This is a genomic window from Mesorhizobium sp. WSM4832 (assembly GCF_055811115.1).
Genome location: NZ_JBVVQH010000015.1, coordinates 58,449 through 74,985, shown reverse-complemented (window position 1 = coordinate 74,985; position 16,537 = coordinate 58,449). Strand labels below are relative to the sequence as shown.

The 16,537-nt window shown below is 60.1% G+C and carries 16 protein-coding genes and 1 pseudogene; 7 read left to right on the top strand and 10 right to left on the bottom strand.

Going from position 1 to position 16,537, the window contains the following annotated elements:
- Window positions 1-26: 26 nt before the first annotated feature.
- A pseudogene (locus tag AC0L2L_RS21115) lies at window positions 27-2,334 on the top strand (FdhF/YdeP family oxidoreductase).
- 410 nt (window positions 2,335-2,744) lie between these two features.
- On the opposite strand, the gene AC0L2L_RS21110 reads toward AC0L2L_RS21115, so the two are convergent.
- Entirely contained in the window at window positions 2,745-2,972 is a 228-nt protein-coding gene (locus AC0L2L_RS21110; protein WP_473581021.1) for a hypothetical protein, read from the bottom strand.
- 296 nt (window positions 2,973-3,268) lie between these two features.
- Window positions 3,269-3,916 carry a hypothetical protein gene (locus AC0L2L_RS21105; RefSeq protein ID WP_473580846.1) on the bottom strand — a complete coding sequence of 216 codons (648 nt, stop codon included), beginning with the start codon at window positions 3,914-3,916 and terminating at the stop codon, window positions 3,269-3,271.
- Window positions 3,917-4,240: 324 nt separating this feature from the next.
- Between AC0L2L_RS21105 and AC0L2L_RS21100 the strand changes: the two genes are divergently transcribed.
- Both AC0L2L_RS21100 and AC0L2L_RS21095 read left to right on the top strand, forming a co-directional pair.
- A complete protein-coding gene (locus tag AC0L2L_RS21100; RefSeq protein ID WP_473580845.1) occupies window positions 4,241-5,158 on the top strand; it encodes a DUF4142 domain-containing protein in 918 nt (305 codons plus the stop codon).
- Complete coding sequence (locus tag AC0L2L_RS21095; RefSeq protein WP_473581020.1) at window positions 5,041-5,571, top strand: hypothetical protein; 531 nt, start codon at window positions 5,041-5,043, stop codon at window positions 5,569-5,571. Before AC0L2L_RS21100 ends, AC0L2L_RS21095 begins: the two co-directional genes overlap by 118 nt.
- A gap of 393 nt (window positions 5,572-5,964) precedes the next feature.
- Here AC0L2L_RS21095 and AC0L2L_RS21090 read toward each other — a convergent pair whose 3' ends face one another.
- Together AC0L2L_RS21090 and AC0L2L_RS21085 are read right to left on the bottom strand one after the other, a co-directional pair.
- Window positions 5,965-6,228, bottom strand: coding sequence for a hypothetical protein (locus AC0L2L_RS21090; protein WP_473580844.1), 264 nt, complete (start codon window positions 6,226-6,228; stop codon window positions 5,965-5,967).
- 389 nt (window positions 6,229-6,617) lie between these two features.
- Window positions 6,618-7,640 carry an alpha/beta fold hydrolase gene (locus AC0L2L_RS21085; protein WP_473580842.1) on the bottom strand — a complete coding sequence of 341 codons (1,023 nt, stop codon included), beginning with the start codon at window positions 7,638-7,640 and terminating at the stop codon, window positions 6,618-6,620.
- Between the two features lie 16 nt (window positions 7,641-7,656).
- Between AC0L2L_RS21085 and AC0L2L_RS21080 the strand changes: the two genes are divergently transcribed.
- On the top strand, window positions 7,657-9,417 hold the full coding sequence (locus AC0L2L_RS21080; protein WP_473580840.1) for a thiamine pyrophosphate-dependent enzyme: 1,761 nt from the start codon (window positions 7,657-7,659) through the stop codon (window positions 9,415-9,417).
- A gap of 207 nt (window positions 9,418-9,624) precedes the next feature.
- Here AC0L2L_RS21080 and AC0L2L_RS21075 read toward each other — a convergent pair whose 3' ends face one another.
- Window positions 9,625-9,969, bottom strand: coding sequence for a hypothetical protein (locus tag AC0L2L_RS21075; protein ID WP_473580839.1), 345 nt, complete (start codon window positions 9,967-9,969; stop codon window positions 9,625-9,627).
- 155 nt (window positions 9,970-10,124) lie between these two features.
- Between AC0L2L_RS21075 and AC0L2L_RS21070 the strand changes: the two genes are divergently transcribed.
- Entirely contained in the window at window positions 10,125-10,490 is a 366-nt protein-coding gene (locus AC0L2L_RS21070) for a DUF2934 domain-containing protein (protein WP_473580837.1), read from the top strand.
- A 23-nt stretch (window positions 10,491-10,513) separates the two neighbouring features.
- On the opposite strand, the gene AC0L2L_RS21065 is transcribed toward AC0L2L_RS21070, so the two are convergent.
- Window positions 10,514-11,116 (bottom strand): diguanylate cyclase, encoded by a 603-nt coding sequence (locus AC0L2L_RS21065; RefSeq protein WP_473580835.1) that lies wholly within the window; start codon window positions 11,114-11,116, stop codon window positions 10,514-10,516.
- Window positions 11,117-11,560: 444 nt separating this feature from the next.
- Here AC0L2L_RS21065 and AC0L2L_RS21060 point away from each other — a divergent pair, with 444 nt between their 5' ends.
- Entirely contained in the window at window positions 11,561-12,106 is a 546-nt protein-coding gene (locus tag AC0L2L_RS21060) for a response regulator (RefSeq protein WP_473580834.1), read from the top strand.
- Window positions 12,107-12,167: 61 nt separating this feature from the next.
- On the opposite strand, the gene AC0L2L_RS21055 is transcribed toward AC0L2L_RS21060, so the two are convergent.
- Entirely contained in the window at window positions 12,168-12,593 is a 426-nt protein-coding gene (locus AC0L2L_RS21055) for a hypothetical protein (RefSeq protein ID WP_473580832.1), read from the bottom strand.
- Between the two features lie 226 nt (window positions 12,594-12,819).
- A complete protein-coding gene (locus tag AC0L2L_RS21050) occupies window positions 12,820-13,182 on the bottom strand; it encodes a response regulator (protein WP_473580830.1) in 363 nt (120 codons plus the stop codon).
- Between the two features lie 623 nt (window positions 13,183-13,805).
- On the opposite strand from AC0L2L_RS21050, the gene AC0L2L_RS21045 reads away from it, so the two are divergent.
- The gene (locus AC0L2L_RS21045; RefSeq protein WP_473580828.1) at window positions 13,806-14,126 is read left to right on the top strand and encodes a hypothetical protein; all 321 of its coding nucleotides are present in this window, start codon (window positions 13,806-13,808) and stop codon (window positions 14,124-14,126) included.
- A 281-nt stretch (window positions 14,127-14,407) separates the two neighbouring features.
- On the opposite strand, the gene AC0L2L_RS21040 is transcribed toward AC0L2L_RS21045, so the two are convergent.
- Window positions 14,408-15,445, bottom strand: a complete 1,038-nt coding sequence (locus AC0L2L_RS21040; protein WP_473580826.1) for an AI-2E family transporter — start codon at window positions 15,443-15,445, stop codon at window positions 14,408-14,410.
- 678 nt (window positions 15,446-16,123) lie between these two features.
- Window positions 16,124-16,393 carry a DUF3606 domain-containing protein gene (locus tag AC0L2L_RS21035; protein WP_473580824.1) on the bottom strand — a complete coding sequence of 90 codons (270 nt, stop codon included), beginning with the start codon at window positions 16,391-16,393 and terminating at the stop codon, window positions 16,124-16,126.
- Window positions 16,394-16,537: the final 144 nt, after the last annotated feature.

Genomic DNA, 16,537 nt, shown 5'->3' with positions numbered 1-16,537 from the left:
AAAGTAATAGCAAGCAGAGCTCCACCATGAGCCCTTCCACCACCGACCATGTTGAAATCTACAAGTACAACCATCCGACCGGCGGATGGGGATCTCTGAAGTCACTGATCCGCAAGGCGCGCGGTGAAGGTCTGCTGATGTCAGGCATCTGGAGCACGCTGCTCAAGCAGAACAAAGCCGATGGCTACATGTGTGTCTCTTGTTCCTGGGCGAAGCCCGCCGAGCCGCGGCCGTTCGAATTTTGCGAGAACGGCGCCAAGGCCACGATGTGGGACCAGACGAAACGCTGCTGCGGCCCGGCCTTCTTCGCCGCGCATCCTATCAACGAACTGCTCGACTGGCCTGATCACGATCTCGAAAAACAGGGGCCGGCTGCTTGAGCCGATGCGTTACAACGAGGTCACCGACAAATATGAGCCAATAGCGTGGGAGACGGCGTTCCGCGACATCGGCGCGGAACTCAACAGGCTCGATCCTAAATCCGTCGTCTTCTACACCTCGGGCCGCGCCTCGCTCGAAGCCTCGTTCATGTACCAGCTATTCGCGCGCATCTATGGCTCGGGCAATCTGCCGGACTCGTCCAACATGTGTCACGAGTCGACCTCGGTTGGATTGCCCGAGTCGATCGGCTCACCGGTCGGCACGGTCCAGTTGGAGGACTTCAGCCGTTGCGACCTGATGTTCTTCTTCGGCCACAACACCGGCGTCACCGCGCCGCGACTGCTGCATCCGATCGAGGAAGCGCGCCAGCGCGGGATCCCTGTCATCACCTTCAACCCGCTGCCGGAACGGGGCCTGAAGCGCTTCAAAAATCCGCAGAATCCCGTCGAGATGCTTTCGCCCGGTCCGGGCACCAGGATGTCCAGCGACTTCTACCAGATTCGCGGTGGCGGCGACATTGCGGCGATGACCGGCATTGCGAAAGCAGTGCTGGCTCTTGATGACGCCGCGAAACAGACCGGTGCCCCGCGCGTCCTCGATATCGCCTTCATCGAAGAACACACGCATGGCTTCGAGGAGTTCGAGGCCTATCTGCGCCGCACACCGTGGCAAAGGATCGAAGCCCGGTCCGGCATTGCGCGCGCGGATCTCGAACATGTAGCCGACATCTACAGCAAGGCCTCGGCGGTCATTGGCAATTACGGCATGGGGCTAACGCAGCACCGGCACGGGACCGAGAACGTCCATATGCTCTGCAACCTGCTCCTGATGCGCGGCAATGTCGGCAAGAAAGGCGCCGGCGTGTCGCCGCTTCGCGGTCACTCCAACGTTCAGGGCCAGCGAACCGTCGGCATCTCGGAGAAGCCTGAATTGGTCCCGCTCGACAAGTTCGCCGAATTCTACAAGTTCGAGCCGCCGCGCGAGAAAGGACGCGACACCGTCGAAACATGCGAAGGCGTGATCGACGGGTCGGTGAAGGCCTTCATCGGACTGGGTGGAAACTTCGTGCGCGCCGTTCCCGAAACAGGGCTGGTCGAGGAAGCGTGGCGGCATTTGAGGTTACATGTCCAGATCGCAACGAAACTCAACCGCAGCCACCTGATACCGGGAGCCGTCACCTATTTACTGCCGTGTCTCTCGCGGATCGAAAAGGACGTGCAAAGGAGCGGTGAGCAACACGTCTCCGTGGAGGATTCCACTGCCTGCATCCATGGCTCCTTCGGCTCCCGACCGCCGGTCGGACCCAACCTGCTCTCCGAGCCCCGCATCGTCGCCGAGCTCGCCAAGGCGACGGTGGCGGCAAAGAGCTCGATACCATGGGATGAGTGGGTGGCTGACTATTCGCGCGTGAGGGACGAGATCGAACGTTGCTACCCCGATCACTTCAGGGACTTCAACAAACGCTTCCTGGCGCCGGGCGGATTTCACCGCGACATAAAGGCCTCGAAGCGAGTGTGGCAGACACCCAACAAGAGGGCCAACTTCAAGCCGCCGACAATGCTGGAGACGGATCCCGATATCGACGCGTCGCGATCGGACGTGCTGACGCTGATCACCGTCCGTTCCAACGATCAGTTCAACACGACGATTTACGGCTATCGCGACCGGCTGCGCGGCATCGACGGAACACGCATGGTGCTCATGATGAACGAAGACGATATCCGACGGATGGGCCTTAGCGACGGACAGGAGATCGATCTGGAATCCGCCGCGGGCGACAGTGTCAAGCGCCGTGTGCGCGGACTGCGCGTCACTCCCTATCCAATTCCGCGCGGCGATTGCGCCGGCTATTACCCCGAGCTCAATCCGCTCATTCCGCTATGGCACCGGGCCGAAAAGGCACATGTACCGGCGGCAAAGTCGGTGCCGGTGCGCGTGGTGATGCCCGAATGACGCTGAGGCACTACACTCCAGGCCCGATCTGCGAGTTTGGTTTTTCTCGCAGAACTGATTTCCGCGAGAGCGATCTTTGCCAATCGATTTGGGAAATTGCGCGGAAACACTGGCCTGGTGCAATCGCGCGCTAGTCCTTTCGCTCGCGGCACAGGCGCTCGATCGCTCGGTCGCTCTCGCGCCGTTCAGCCGGGCTTCTGCGGCGGCTTGTGAAGGGGTAGATGATCGCAAGGGAGGATCAGCGGACCGCCGGCGACAACGAACAGCCATAATCGGTGCCGAACATGGCTTTGGCTTCCTATTGAAGGTCGTTCTCCAGCAACCACGTTGCTGTTCTTGAGCCAACCGAGAGGGTAGAAACGTTCCTTTAGTACGAGCAGTGCCGAGAGTCCGCGTGGAACCCTATAGGTCTATTCGGATTTGTCTGGCGCAGTCGGCTGGTGTTTGCCCCGTTTCGTTTTCATGGCATCACCAAGATCGCTCTTTTCGGGGTCCTTCAGATTCTCGCCGGCGGCATCGCGATCTTCTTTCGGGTTGTCCTCCGCCGGGAGATAGCCGGGAGGTCGATTTTCCTGCGGGCCTTCCCAACGTGGCTTCTGGTCGACGGTGCCTGGCGCACCGCTGCGAGAATTAGACATGGCGTTCTCCTTCGCGGTGTTCAAAAACAGTTCCAGATCTGATCCTTGGCCATTATGCCAAGTTGGGCGCGTGGCCCATTTGCAGCACATAGGGTGGCGATACGCGATCGGCGCAGACCGATTGCTGTATCTCTCCGCTGAGAGCTGTATCTCTGCTAACCCGCAACAGGGGAGACTGTTCCCCCCGAACGGAGCATTGCAGGCCAAAACCTCAGAGTTGCGTCGGCCCACTGTGATCAGGTGAGGCTTTGAATAAACGTGATGCGCTGCTGGCGGGACTTGCCATTCGCGCCACGTCACAGTTGCTCCGCAAGTTCCTTGGCCAGCTGTTTGCGCTCTCGAGCCGAGACTATTTGGCGTGTCTCTACGGTCGCGGATCGTAAGCACGCCTTGCCGCGGGCGCGGACGATCTCAAACCGGCGGGACGCACCTATCAACGTATCTTCCGAACCGTACATTCCAATGATCGTGATTTCGAACTGGTGAATCTTGCGACCCAAACTCGATTCCTCGAGATTCTTCTCGCCCGTGCTTTTATCCCCCGCCTTTTCATGGAGCGCGTACGCCAGAATGCCTTCGAAGCTTCCCATGTCGACGAGTTTTCCAGGACCGACTGGGCCCTGGCGCGTCATGTGCTTCCAGCCAGACGGCGTCCTGGAGTTCCTAAGATCTTCGGCATCGGAGATGAATACACGATGGTGGCTGGGCGGCGTTTCCAGATCGACGATGACGCTTTGAATGAAGACTGCTCCTTCGCTCATGTTGGTGACGAAGCATCGCGCGGATAACTCTCGCCCTTCACCCCAATTGATCAAGAGCTTTGGCGTTCCTCGACGCTGGTGGCTTCGCCAGAAGATGTGCAGATAAACAGACCAAATGACCAGCATGCCTATACTGGCAAAAGCCGACATCAGGGCCGCCTTGTCCGCCAACCATGCGTACATCAGTTTGCTTCGTACATCTGATGTCGAACAGGGCGTCGCCAATTTTGTTCCATGCAGCGGCTCGGCGGCCTCGCCGCCGACTTGCTGAATTGGTGCATCGGCAAAATAAGCGGAAGGTCGGCAGACGCCAGGTTACAGCTGGCGTTCGCGGCCAAGGGCCTCGCGGGAGCCAACGAAAAGAATCGTTCAGAGAGAGTCGGGTCGGACGGATCCCTTGAACGAACCCAAAGGGGGCAGTGTCATCCCAACTTCGACGGCCGCGATTGGAACATTGCCGAGAGACATTTGTTCGGCTCTCCTCCATCGAGCAAAGGAGCTTGAGTTATGGCAATGCGGACAACTCTTGCGCCATTGGCCATCGCTGCGGCGTCGCTCGCTTTTCCGGCGGTTGCCACCGACAACGCGCAGACCTTTGTCAACAAGGCCGCCATCGGCGGAATGTTCGAGGTGGATTCAAGCAGGATCGCGCAGGACAGAGCCAAGGACCAGCAGGTCAAGAATTTTGCCGAGAAGATGATTGCCGACTACGGCGCGGCGAATGAGAAACTCAAAAAGATCGCCGGTGAGCAGAAGCTGCAAGTGCCCGCTCAGCCCGACACAGCCCATAAGACCGATCTGGAAAGACTGCAGAACACCACGAAGGGATTTGATCAGCCTTACGTCGAGATGCAGCGCGGCGCGCACGCCGATGCGGTGGACCTCTTCCAATCCTATGCAAAGGACGGCGACAATCCCAGTCTGAAGGCATTCGCGGCAGAGACTTTGCCGACACTGAAGATGCATCAGGACATGATCGAGAAGATCGCGGCGGCCAATGCAGGCATGCCGGCAATCAAGTCGGCTTCCACGCCCAAACCGCCCGCGCCCGTTCCCGGCGCCAACAGCTTCACTGAAACCCAGGCAATAACCCGCATTCAGGACGCCGGCTACGCGGATGTCTCTTCACTCGCCAAGGATAGCCAGGGCGTCTGGCGAGGTCAGGCGAAGAAGAACGGAAAGAGCATCTCTGTGGCGCTGGATTATCAGGCAACGTCTTTGCCGGCCAACAGTGATTATCAACAGGAGTCATCACGATGCAAACCATTGCCGCGTTGTTCGACGATTACGACGATGCCGCCGATGCCGTGGGCGAGTTGGAGGCCATGGGAGTGCCAACATCCGATCTCAGCATCGTCGCCAACAATGCTGACGGCCGGCATTCCTCTCCTGCTGCCGCGGATGCAGCCAGCGGAGCCGGGATAGGTGCCGTGGTGGGTGGCGCGGGGGGCTTGGCGACCGGTCTCGGCGCCATGGCGATACCTGGTGTCGGCCCGGTCGTGGCGGCCGGTTGGCTGGCGGCGACCGCTGCTGGCGCGGCCGCCGGCGCAGTGGTCGGCGGGGCGGCCGGCGGCATCGTCGGAGCCTTGACGGACGGCGGCGTGTCGGAGAACGACGGCGATGTCTATGCCGAAGGCGTTCGCCGGGGCGGTACGCTGGTCACCGCTCGCGTCGATGACGATCTTGCTCCGCAGGTCGCAGGGATTCTCCGCGATTCCAGATCAGTGGACGTCGCCGAGCGGCGGAACGAATACGAAGCAGGCGGTTGGACTGGATTTGATACGGCGGGTTCCCGAGCTGAGGACGTCGATCGCGGTATCGCGCGCCGCGACCGATGATTATTGCGTCCGCTGGGAAAGGCCGGCCGCTAGCGCAGCGAATGAGGAAGCCGGCGTAAGACGAGTGCTGTTGCCGCTGATGCTGCCTGTGGTGATTCTGTTGGCGTGCTATTGGGCGTTCGTCTACGTCGAAGAAGGCTGGCCGACGACGCCGGTGAAGCGGACGCCCGAGCAGAACCAGGGCGGAAACGCGCCCCAGGACACATCTCCGCGGCCGGCATAAACAAGAATCCGCAAGACAGCAACAAGATGCCGGGCAATCAGTGATCACGGCCACTCCGAGCTGCCCGCGGGGTACCCAGACCCGTTTCACGGAAACGGCGAACCGCTCTATCTCTTTGTTTTGACGCAATTCCGGAAGGAAAACCGCTTCACACTTTTCCTGGAATTGCCCTAGTCACGCTCGACGAATTTGTTGAAGCGGCTGGTGGCGCCATCCGCCGTCATGTCCTGATGCACGAATGCCAAATTATTGGCGTCCATTATCCTGAAGAACTCTTCCCATTCGACGGGTTGCAGTTCCTCATCCGCTTCGCCGAAATCCACGCGCAAGATGGCGCCCTTGCCTGAGGTGCCCGCAACGGCCGGCCGCCCTTCCCGCGCTTCGATCCATGCCCGGATCACCTCATGGTTTGTGGTTTTCAGTGCGTCGCTCATATCGGCCTCCGTGACTGCCGGCTCGCTCACCATCCTTTGAGAGAGTAACCACACCTGAGCTTTCTTGTTCCTGAGCATGGATTCCCTCGATCAAACGGGAATCGCCAGTTGGCAGCAGCAATTCCGGTGAACGACTGCATCAATCATCCCCACCGCCATTTCGCGAAGTTGGGGTCGGCTGCTCTGTCTTCGTCGGAGGCGTTTGCTCTTGGACCTGCTGTCGCATCTTGACGGAGTTCGCCGACCCTCGACCCTGTGCGGCATCGGGAGTCTTGGCCTCTCTGTGCCGGAACCATGCCGGGACGATTTCGGCGAGCAGGCTTCGGATTGCAGCTTTCATTCTTTTCCTTTCGATATGGACAACGACCATGCCATCTTGGAGATCGGGTCTATGCTGGCGCATTGCCTTGCGCGAAGGCTGCCAGAAATTCCCGTATCGCTTCCAGCACCTGCTCGGGTGCCTCCCGAGTGGGGAAATGACCAATGCCGGCCAAAAGCCGGCGATCGTAGCTGGCGCTGAAATAGCGCCCCTTGGCTTCCGAGGAAGTGGCGAGCACGACACGATCTTCATCGCCGTGGAGCGTCAAAGTCGGCACTGCGATTGTGTTTGCAGAAATCTGTTTGCGAGCCAGTTCGGCATAGCGCGGATCGGGTTTCGCCTCGTCCCATCGTACGCGGTAGGAATGCAGCGTCACATCGACCCAGTCGGGATTTTCGAAGGATTTCGCAACGCTGTTGAAACTCTCGTCGTCAAACCATCCCGCAGGGCTCCAGGTATCCCACAGGAAACGGGCAAAGGCCCGACCGTGCTCTCGAACCGCTTCTTCCCCCGGCCTGGTTGCCATGAACCATTGGTACCAGAAAGCCATTGCCTGCTCTAAATGCGGAGTCGCCGGCAGACCGGGTTGCCACCCCAGCGAGAGCGCTGCACAGCACGTTATGCGCTCGGGGAGAACTGAAGCGAGCAGGTACGCAATGCGCGCGCCCCAATCGTGGCCGACGACAGCAAAGCGGCCGAGCCCAAGAGCGTCGGCCAAATCAATTGTGTCCTGCGCCATCGCGGCAATTTCGCCCGAGCGCATTGTTTCGTTCGACCGGAAGATGGTCTTTCCAAATCCGCGCAGCCAAGGCGTGACGGTGCGGAAACCATCGGCCTGGACGGAAGGCACGATGTCCGCGAAAGTCGTTGCGTCATCTGGCCAGCCATGAAGAAACAGTACCGGCGGGCCATCCTCCGGCCCGCCGCTCAGATAGGCGATCCGCAGAAGCGATGTATCGCAAAAGGAAACCTCCATGGATTCCACTCCGATCTCCACCCCCGCCCAACCTTGCTGACGGCGGCTTTGTTCCCGCAGTTCGGGCTCTCTGCCATTTGAAGGAACCAACCGCAGCGCTGCTGGTTCGGAAGGCATTCAGCGGAGCCTCACCATGTCAAATGCAGCGGAAATTCTCATCGACACTTTGATTGCCTGGAACGTTGAGGTCGTCTTCGGTCTGCCCGGCGATGGCATCAACGGCATCATGGAGGCTTTGCGGAAAAACGAGGACAAAATTTCCTTTGTTCAGGTGCGTCATGAGGAGTCCGCCGCCTTCATGGCCTGCGCCTATGCCAAGTGGACGGGAAGGCTCGGCGTGTGTCTCGCCACATCGGGACCAGGCGGCGCCCACCTTCTCACAGGGCTCTACGATGCCAAGCTCGATCAGGCTCCGGTGCTGGCGATTACCGGGATGCAGTTCCACGATCTGATCGAGACGTTCACCCAGCAGGATGTCGACTTGACCCGCGTCTTCAACGACGTCGCCGTCTACAACGTGCAGGTCTCGGACGCGGCGCATATGGAGAACGTGGCAAGCCTTGCCTGCCGCACCGCGCTGGCCCGCAGGGGCGTTGCCCATCTTTCGATCGCTAGCGATATCCAGGAGCAGCCGTCCGATGCCGCCGAGCGCTCCAAGCGCAACCGTCCCGCGCATACGCCACAGGACATGTTTGTCCCTCACTGCGTTGCCGAGGATGAGGAATTGGACAAGGCGGCCGCCATCCTGAACGGCGCCAAGCGCGTGGCGATCCTGGCGGGGCGCGGTGCACTTGGCGCCGCGGCAGAACTCGAGCAAACCGCGAAGCTGCTGCAGGCTCCGATCATCAAAGCGCTGCTCGGCAAGGCGGTGCTTCCGGACGACCATCCCTACACCACTGGTGGCATCGGTATCTTGGGAACCTTGCCGTCGCAGGAAGCGATGGAGACTTGCGACGCCGTTCTGATCGTCGGCTCGACCTTCCCCTACATCGAATATTATCCAAAGCCGGGGCAGGCTCGTGGCGTTCAGGTAGATTGCGACGCGCAACGCATCGGTTTGCGCTTCCCCGTTGAGGCGGGCCTCGTCGGCGAGGCGACGGAGACGCTTCGGGCGCTCAACCGGCGCCTCAAAAGCAAGGCCGACGGCGCATTCCTCGCGGCGGCGCAAACCTCCATGCGGGAATGGCGAGAGATGATGCGCCAGTCGGAAGACGCCCAGGCCCATCCGCTCAAGCCGCAACTCGTTGCCCGGGCGTTTGGCGAACGCTTGGCCGATAATGCGATATTGGCCACCGACTCCGGCCAAAACACCGAAATGGCGGCGCGCCATGTCGATCTTCGCCAGGGCCAGGCGTTCGGCGTTTCTGGCGCGCTGGCTTCGATGGCCTGCGGACTGAGCTACGCGATCGCTGCCGGCATTGCGTTCCCCGGCCGGCCGATCGCGGCGATTGTCGGCGATGGCGGGTTTGCCATGCAACTCGGCGAGTTCTCGACGGCCGTGCGTTACGGCATTCCACTGAAGCTGCTGGTCATCAAGAACAACATGCTGAACCAGATCGCCTGGGAGCAGATGATGTTCCTCGGCAATCCGCAATTCGGCTGCGAATTGCAGCCGATAGATTTTGCCAAGGCCGCCGAAGCTATGGGTGGCAAAGGCTTCAGCATCGAGCGGGCCGACGAGGTGGAGCGCGTTCTCGACGAAGCCTTTGCCGCCGATGGGCCGATCGTCATCCAGGCGCTCGTCGATGCCTACGAGCCGATGATGCCGCCGAGAATGCCGCCCGACTACGCTAAGAATTTCCGCAACGCGCTGGCGCGGACTCCAGGGCACGAACGAATCGAGCAGAACGTCGCGCGCGAGCCGGCCAAGACCATGATGGAGGCCGAGGGATGACGACGCCGAGGGATGACGTGGCCGCGGGCCCGCGGTTCCGTCTCTCTGGCTGGTTGAAGAGTTGAGGAAGCACACATGCTCGACCTGTCCTGCGCGTCGCCGAATGGTCGCTGTCCATCTCAGCCGGCGCGGCATCGATAGCGATGCGGGAGGTTCTGCGGGAAGCGTCCGTCGACGTGGCTCGTCAGCGCGCCGGATGATGGAGCGCTACGTTTTGCTCGGCCTGCGTTCGGCGTCTCGATCCTTTGCGGAGGCGTCCGGTCCGCGATCTCTCTTTGGCGCTTTCGCTTCCCTGGAGCCCTCGGCAATCGGGTTGCTGGCTCCGGAGTTTTCCTCCGCATCAAAGCTTGGTATCGTTCGACCCGGCGGATTCTGACCCTCGGACTGGCGCGTCTTGTCTTCCACCTCACCTTGTTTTCGGGCGAGTCCAAATCGACCGTGAGGCTTCTCGTTGTTCGCTGCGGCCTGTGAGAACTGGTCCGAGGGATCCGGGCCGGTGTTGGCCGGGTATTTCCTGGCGCCGGTCTCGCGGCGGTTCTTTTCTTCGCTCATGGCTAGTCTCCGTTGGCCTGTTGGATAACCGGACAGTCGGAAGAGCGTTCCTCAACTCGCGACCAGGCCGGCCGGTTCATGTCCCAATGGAACAAATCATCAGGCTACGGATTGGGCGCGTGTAGGCGTCGGCGCCGCGCGGGGAGCTAGCAGCCATGGACAGGGAAGAACGCATCAGACGCCGCGCCCACGAAATCTGGGAACGTGAGGGGCGGCCGGAGGACGGGAATAGGAGCACTGGGATCAGGCAATCCAGGAGATCGAATCTGAAGGCTCGGAAGCCGAACGAGGTTCGGTTGCTGATCCGACAGTCGGCGCCGCGTCGGATCCAAACACAAACAAGCCGGGTGGCTAGGAGCCTCAGCGGAAGGACTTCCGATGTCGCGAACCTTTGCATGGACTGCAACCGTAGCAATTGTCCTTCTACTGATCGCCGTCTGGGTTTGGGCGGGTCGAGACTCCAGGCGCCCGCCCGGCCAGCAGCCTGCGCCTCACGCGATCGATCAGAACGGCTGACATAGGCCCCAAACGCGCTGTGGGTCGCTCATCGCCTGGCCGTCTCACCTGTTTTGTTTCGACGGGCCTTAGGAGGAACCATTCGGCCGGAGTTGGCTCGCAGGCCCCTGAAAAACTCCTCTACATAAGGCAGCAATTCAAACAGCAGAATCACGGTCATCACAGTTGCAACATACGCCACGGGCAGTTGCTGCTCCTTCCAGGCGAGGCCAAAGCGCGCGCGCTCAGGCCCAAATCCGAACAGTGCCAGGAACTGGCCCCAGTGCAACGAAACCACGCTGACAAGCCCCATCAGCGGAATCATCTCAAGGAAACTGTGGACGTGCTGTTCGATCGGGCTCACGGTCCGCGCGGTCGTCGCATAGCGCACGTCCCATATCGCGGTTGCCTCGTGGATGACAAAAACGATCATCATGGCGGCAATGATCAAGGCGTTGACCTCCAGGAACATCGCCGCGAGCAAGGGCACGCCGATTTCGGCGAACATCAACAGATGGATCAGCGATTCCTTTGCTCCGGTCGTCGATTCAATATGCGTTGCGCGATGGCAGAGCCAGTCGGCAAATCCGGCGATCAGCCAGACAGGCAGGACGAAGTACATCAGAATCATCACCATCGGATCGTTCAGCATTGCAACGTGCTCCGGCGCTGAACTGATCTGGCTGTTATGGCCTCCCTGGGATCCTCACGCGAGCGGCATTTGTACCCAACTCCTGCGGGTCCGAACTGCGCGCCGGGCCAAGGGTTCCGAACGGCACAATCTTAATGTCCAAACGCAACCGGCTTTGGAACGACTCGTTCCTGACCACGTTCTACAAACAATATTCCGACGGCATGGTTCTCTGGGATCCCTGCCCACGGAAAACCCCATTGATACAAGATTTGCAGCAGCAGTTTCTCTTTCGGGAATAGGAGCAACGGAACTCCGCTGTGCAAGCCGGCTTTGGCCGGCTGCATTGGGCGCAGCAATGCAAAGGCGCGTGCATCACCAAGACTGCTACGAACTGAACAAAGGGATCACTCTGTGCGAGACTTGACAGGTGTTCGCTTACTGATCGTCGAGGACGAGTGGCTGTTGGCCGATGATCTTGCAAAATTCTTCGGCGACATGGGTGCTGTTATCCTCGGCCCCGTGGCAACGGTAGAGCAAGCCGAACGCCACACGCAGGCTGCCGAAGCCGCCATTCTGGACATAGACCTCAAGGGTCGGCGGGTGTTCCCGATTGCAGACGAACTGATGCGCCGCAACGTCCCGTTCGTGTTCTTCAGCGGTTATCGGGACATAGCCATCCCGGAACATCTGAGACATGCCAGCAGCCTTTCCAAATCAGCGACTAGGACCACAATATTCGACGCTTTGTTCACTCCCCAGTCTTACCGATCAGGAGCCAGGCCGGAGGGAACCGGTTCAGAAGATGTTTTTGCGCTTCTGCCCAAGCTGAGGCTTGCGGCCCGGCTGCTGCTTGGCGACGTGAGTGCTTCGGACCGCTTGGTCGAACGCACGCTGGAGAGAGCCCTCGTCGAGGTAGAAACGAAGCCGACGGGACAGGCAACCGCCGATTGGCTGAGTGGCATTATGGCCGAGATCGCCCGTTCATGCGGATCAAGTTTGCTGCATTGACATCCCTCCGAGCACCACCGGCGACTATCTGCAATAGTCGCTACCCAGAGCCCGCGTTCAGTCAGTGCATGATGCGACTTCTCAGCCAGGCAAAGATACGATTGCCGGTGATAATCCGGCGGACTCGTCCAGCAGCCCAACTGGCCTGCATGGTTGCGCCAGCATGACAGCTGCAGACGATTTCATGCAATTCCCAATCGGAGAGTTCAAAGAAGCGCCTGGCCTCTCCATAGGTATCGGACTGCAATCCCGAGGTCCTGAGCAGCGGGTCCTCGAAGGCGACTGTGAGTGGCGATCCTGGCGCCCGCGCCTCTGCCCGCATACTTGGATAGAGAAACTCGGTGCCGGTGAGCGCGGTGAGACAACGCAATGGATTCCGGTCGAGCAGTTCTGCCCACCTCTCTATCTTTTCAGCTTTTGTCTTGAGTGGCACGAGCGGTTTGACATCCGCGATCGCGTGCAATTGATCGAGCGTTTGGTGTTTCATGACTAGCTCCCGTCCATTCTTGTCTGACTGGTTCGTACCGGGCAAAGCGGCAGGCCCGTCCAAGGGACCTAGGCGTAGGCCCATCACGGTTGCCCACCGATCTTTGGGCAGGTGCCAATCGACGGCGCCTGCACAATGTCGAACTGACAGTCGTCTCCAATGTTCCGGAGGAAGATGGAATTCGTGCATCGGGCTGCGCCGCCAGACAGTGGCGGGGTATCGTCTTTTACAGTGCGGCGCGTTTCTCGATGATCTGGTTTGCGAGCTTGACCAAATCCGGGATAGCAGCCGGCTTCGACAGATATGGCGCATCGTGAAAGACAGGCGCCTGGAACGCAGGATCATAACCTGAGTGTACTATGAAGGGCACATTCAGCGCTTTACGGCGAGCGGCGGCAACACCGCGCTGCCCGTCCAGCAACTGAATGTCGATGATGGCCAAATCCGGCCTGTTGTCGGCCAACCAGGTTTTGGCCGCATGCTCGGAGGCTACACAGGCTACTCGGAACCCATTTTGCTTCAGTCCGTCTGCCACATCCGAAGCGACCAAATATTCATCTTCCATGATCAATGCCAATGGCGCCTTCATATTCGCCTCTCTGGGTCCACCTGCGGACCTAACAAAACGCCGGCCCGCCGGTTCCATCATAAAGTGAGGCGGAGGACTGCTCCCGACGGGAAGAGCGAGTGGGTCGCGAAGATCGCCTGACGTCCTGTTCAATTCTTCCGACGCCGGAACCTGAGGCTTTGCCGCTCGGGGAAGCGAAGCACTCCCTTTTGCGACGCTTCATCCACATTGCCGACCGGATGGGGGCCGGCTTGGACGAGGCCGTCACCTTGGGCTTGGCCGAGCACGACCACGCCAGGCGCACCCAAAATAAGATGTGATCTGAGCAGACGGGCAAGCTTGGGGTGCAGCCCGTCGCCTCTGGGTGCCGCCAATGTATCCAGCGGGAGTAAGGGATTCATCACATGCCCTTTCTTTGGCTATGCAGCCCGCGGCCGCCATCGTGGAACAGTGGAGATTAAAGGCGCGCCTATTGGAATAGTTCCGGCTGCCCTCACGATCGTCACCCGCAATAGCGGACGGAATAGCCGAAAATGCGTTTCCGAAAGGCAGCGTTGTTCTTCACCTCCAGCAGATCCATTGGAACAGCTGGGCCGTTGGAACAGCAAGGCCCGACAGATGTTTTGTTGCGAAGGAGTTGTCCGATGACCTCATCGAACAAGCGAACACCTGCCGTGGACCGGGGCGAAATCCAGGCAGGCACAACTCAAGACAAGACACCCGGGTTCGATCCAGCCGCCGCGCCCCAGGAGACGGACGCCGAGGCGGGGAGTTCCGCGAATTCGGCCCGCCCCGCCGTCCGGCATGAGCCAAATTTCACCAACCAGGCCAGCTTCGCTAACGCAATGCGGCGTCCGGAGAATGCGCCCGGTCTTCAGCCGGCCAGGACGGGACCTGTGCTGGTGATTGCGGCGTTCGTGTTCCTGGCGGCTGTCGCGTTATTGCTTGCCGCATTGCTGCGGTAATTGCCGGCGCGCCACAAGTTTGTAGCTGAAGGAGGCTATTTCGATGCCAAACTTAAGAAGGCTTCTTCGCCGTCTATGGCCACGGAAGATCCAACCGGCCGCCGATCCATCGCCTGTCGATGCGATCGTGCGGTTGCTGCGTGAGATCAACGATCAGGATTCGCGCGGCCACAAGGGATAGAGTCATACGTGTAATGTCGCGCCACACCGCTGGTTGGCTGCACGCCCGACGTGCGCCTTGCCGGACCAAGTTGGTGTCGTGCGCTGTATTTCCTTGACCATCATCGTTCCAGGAAATGGCCCACGGCTCTCAGCGACGACAGCCGATCGGAAATGATCTTGAGCATGGCCAGTAGCGGGAACGCCAAAAGCGCTCCCGGCGCTCCCCACATCCAAAACCAGAATATCAGGGACAGGACGACAAGAACCGGATTCAAGGTAAAGCGGCGCGCCAGAAGGAGGGGCGTGACCGTCTCCCCTTCGATGAGATGAATCAGGAAATACAGCCCCGGCGGAAGAAGCGCCCACCACAGACTGTCAAACCCAAGCAAGCCCACCAGCAGAAAAATACCGACCCCGAGGAGAGGACCCAGAAAGGGAACGTAATTAAGCAGAAACGCAGTCGTGCCCCACAGCAATACGTCGCCGATTCCGCACAGATACATGACTGCGGCGGTGGCCAATCCGACCAGCGCGTTCATGAGCGTTATCGTCAGCAGATAAATGGATATGTCGCTTTCGATCCGTTGGAAAATCTCGACGGCCTGTCGTTTGTCGCCGAAATTCGGCAGTACCTCGACAAGGCGCCGAAGGAACGTGTCGCCGGACAACAGGAGAAAGTAGAGAACCAGGACCGTCGTGAGCAGTCCGTCCAGAACGGCCTTGGTGCCGGCGAACAATGTCCCGGCAAGACCGAGATCGCTGCGTACCGCTACCATGGTGCGCCCTTGCGGAGGCGCGTTTGCGACTTCCTCGGCAACTTGCAAGGCGCCCTGCAGCTTGTGCATCGGGCCGCTCAGCACCATCAAATGCGCTTCCAATCTTGGCACGCCTTCGGGTAGTTTTTGAGCCCATGTCGCCGCGGGCTCGGACAGGGCGGCCACCAGGCCAACCAAGATCCCAACCACCAGGGCGATCGGCAAAATCGCTCCCAAAACCCTAGGCACAAAAAAGCGTTCCAGCAAGCTGACAGCGGGCTGCAGGAGCAACTTGAGGACGACGGCAAGCACTAGCGGAAGCACTATGGCGCTCGCTGCAAAGGAGGCCGCAAGGATTGCCAGGAGGAAGAGCCCGCCTGCAAAAAATGTCACCAGACGCAACGACCGGCTTGTGTGCGAGTTCTCACTCGGTTGCCCGATGGGCTCAGCCGTGCCTCCAGGAGCCGGCGACGATTGTTCGAGCCCGGAGCGTCCGTTCGGCGTTGAAATCTTTGCCCGCATGTCCGGTGTTGAGGCGTTCCTCCGTGCCGCTGTTGCTGTTCGTGCGTTGCTTTGACTGGTGGTTCACCGACGCCGTCGCGTCTTTCGGTGCGACCGGAACCCAAACTCCGCCGGAGCGATCTGGCAGGCTCTTGCCGAGAATGACTACGACTTGCGCATGATCACGATCACACCGCTACAAAACCGGCAAATGGCACCGATGTTCCTGCGGAACCAAGAAACAGTGAGCTTCCGACAAGGGCTTTTGCTGGCGGATGTTCGAATATAGCGGATGCTCTGTACGGAACCGGTGTCGCCGAAAAGCTCGTTCGGAACAACAGGCCGTCGGCCAAGTTGCAGGAACGACCGTGGCCGTCCGGAAGATTCGACAGGCATGAGCGCACAGCGCTTGTGGCGCGCGAACTGCTTGACACGGAACACTTGGCGCCCCGCGCAAAGACGGCGCGCTGCGCGAACCGCGCCTGCCTGGGAGTCCGGCATCAAAGCCATCTGCGGCAAATATCAGCTAGTGATTGGCTCGGTCGACGCTGCCGCGGTGGTCGCACAGGCTGGCGGGGTTCAGCCGGGCCCGGTCGTCTTGCCAAGATGCATGGGCGTGGCCTGCCTGTGTGCCTGTCTTGTCACTTTGTCGGCCCCGCTGGCATCCTGATCACCGGTTTGCTTCAGCGCCTTCGTCGCCTGGGTCAACGTAACCCGGTCGCTACCATGTTGCGCGATGAGCCGCTTCACCTGTTCGGTGGTGACCCCATTCTGGCGCGCGAAATGTTCGATCTCGTGGTCTTCGACTACCGCCAGCGTACCTCGATTTTTACCTGCGCTCTTGGTCATCTTGAATCCTCCTCGAAGGGTGTCGACGATGGACGAACGCCATCCAGCGCTATTTGTTGCCCTAGATTTCGTACGGCCCGCCGAGCGATCCACGGAAGGCGTGGCTATGTCGCGCCGGATCAGGCCTGCCGATACGCCAGCGGG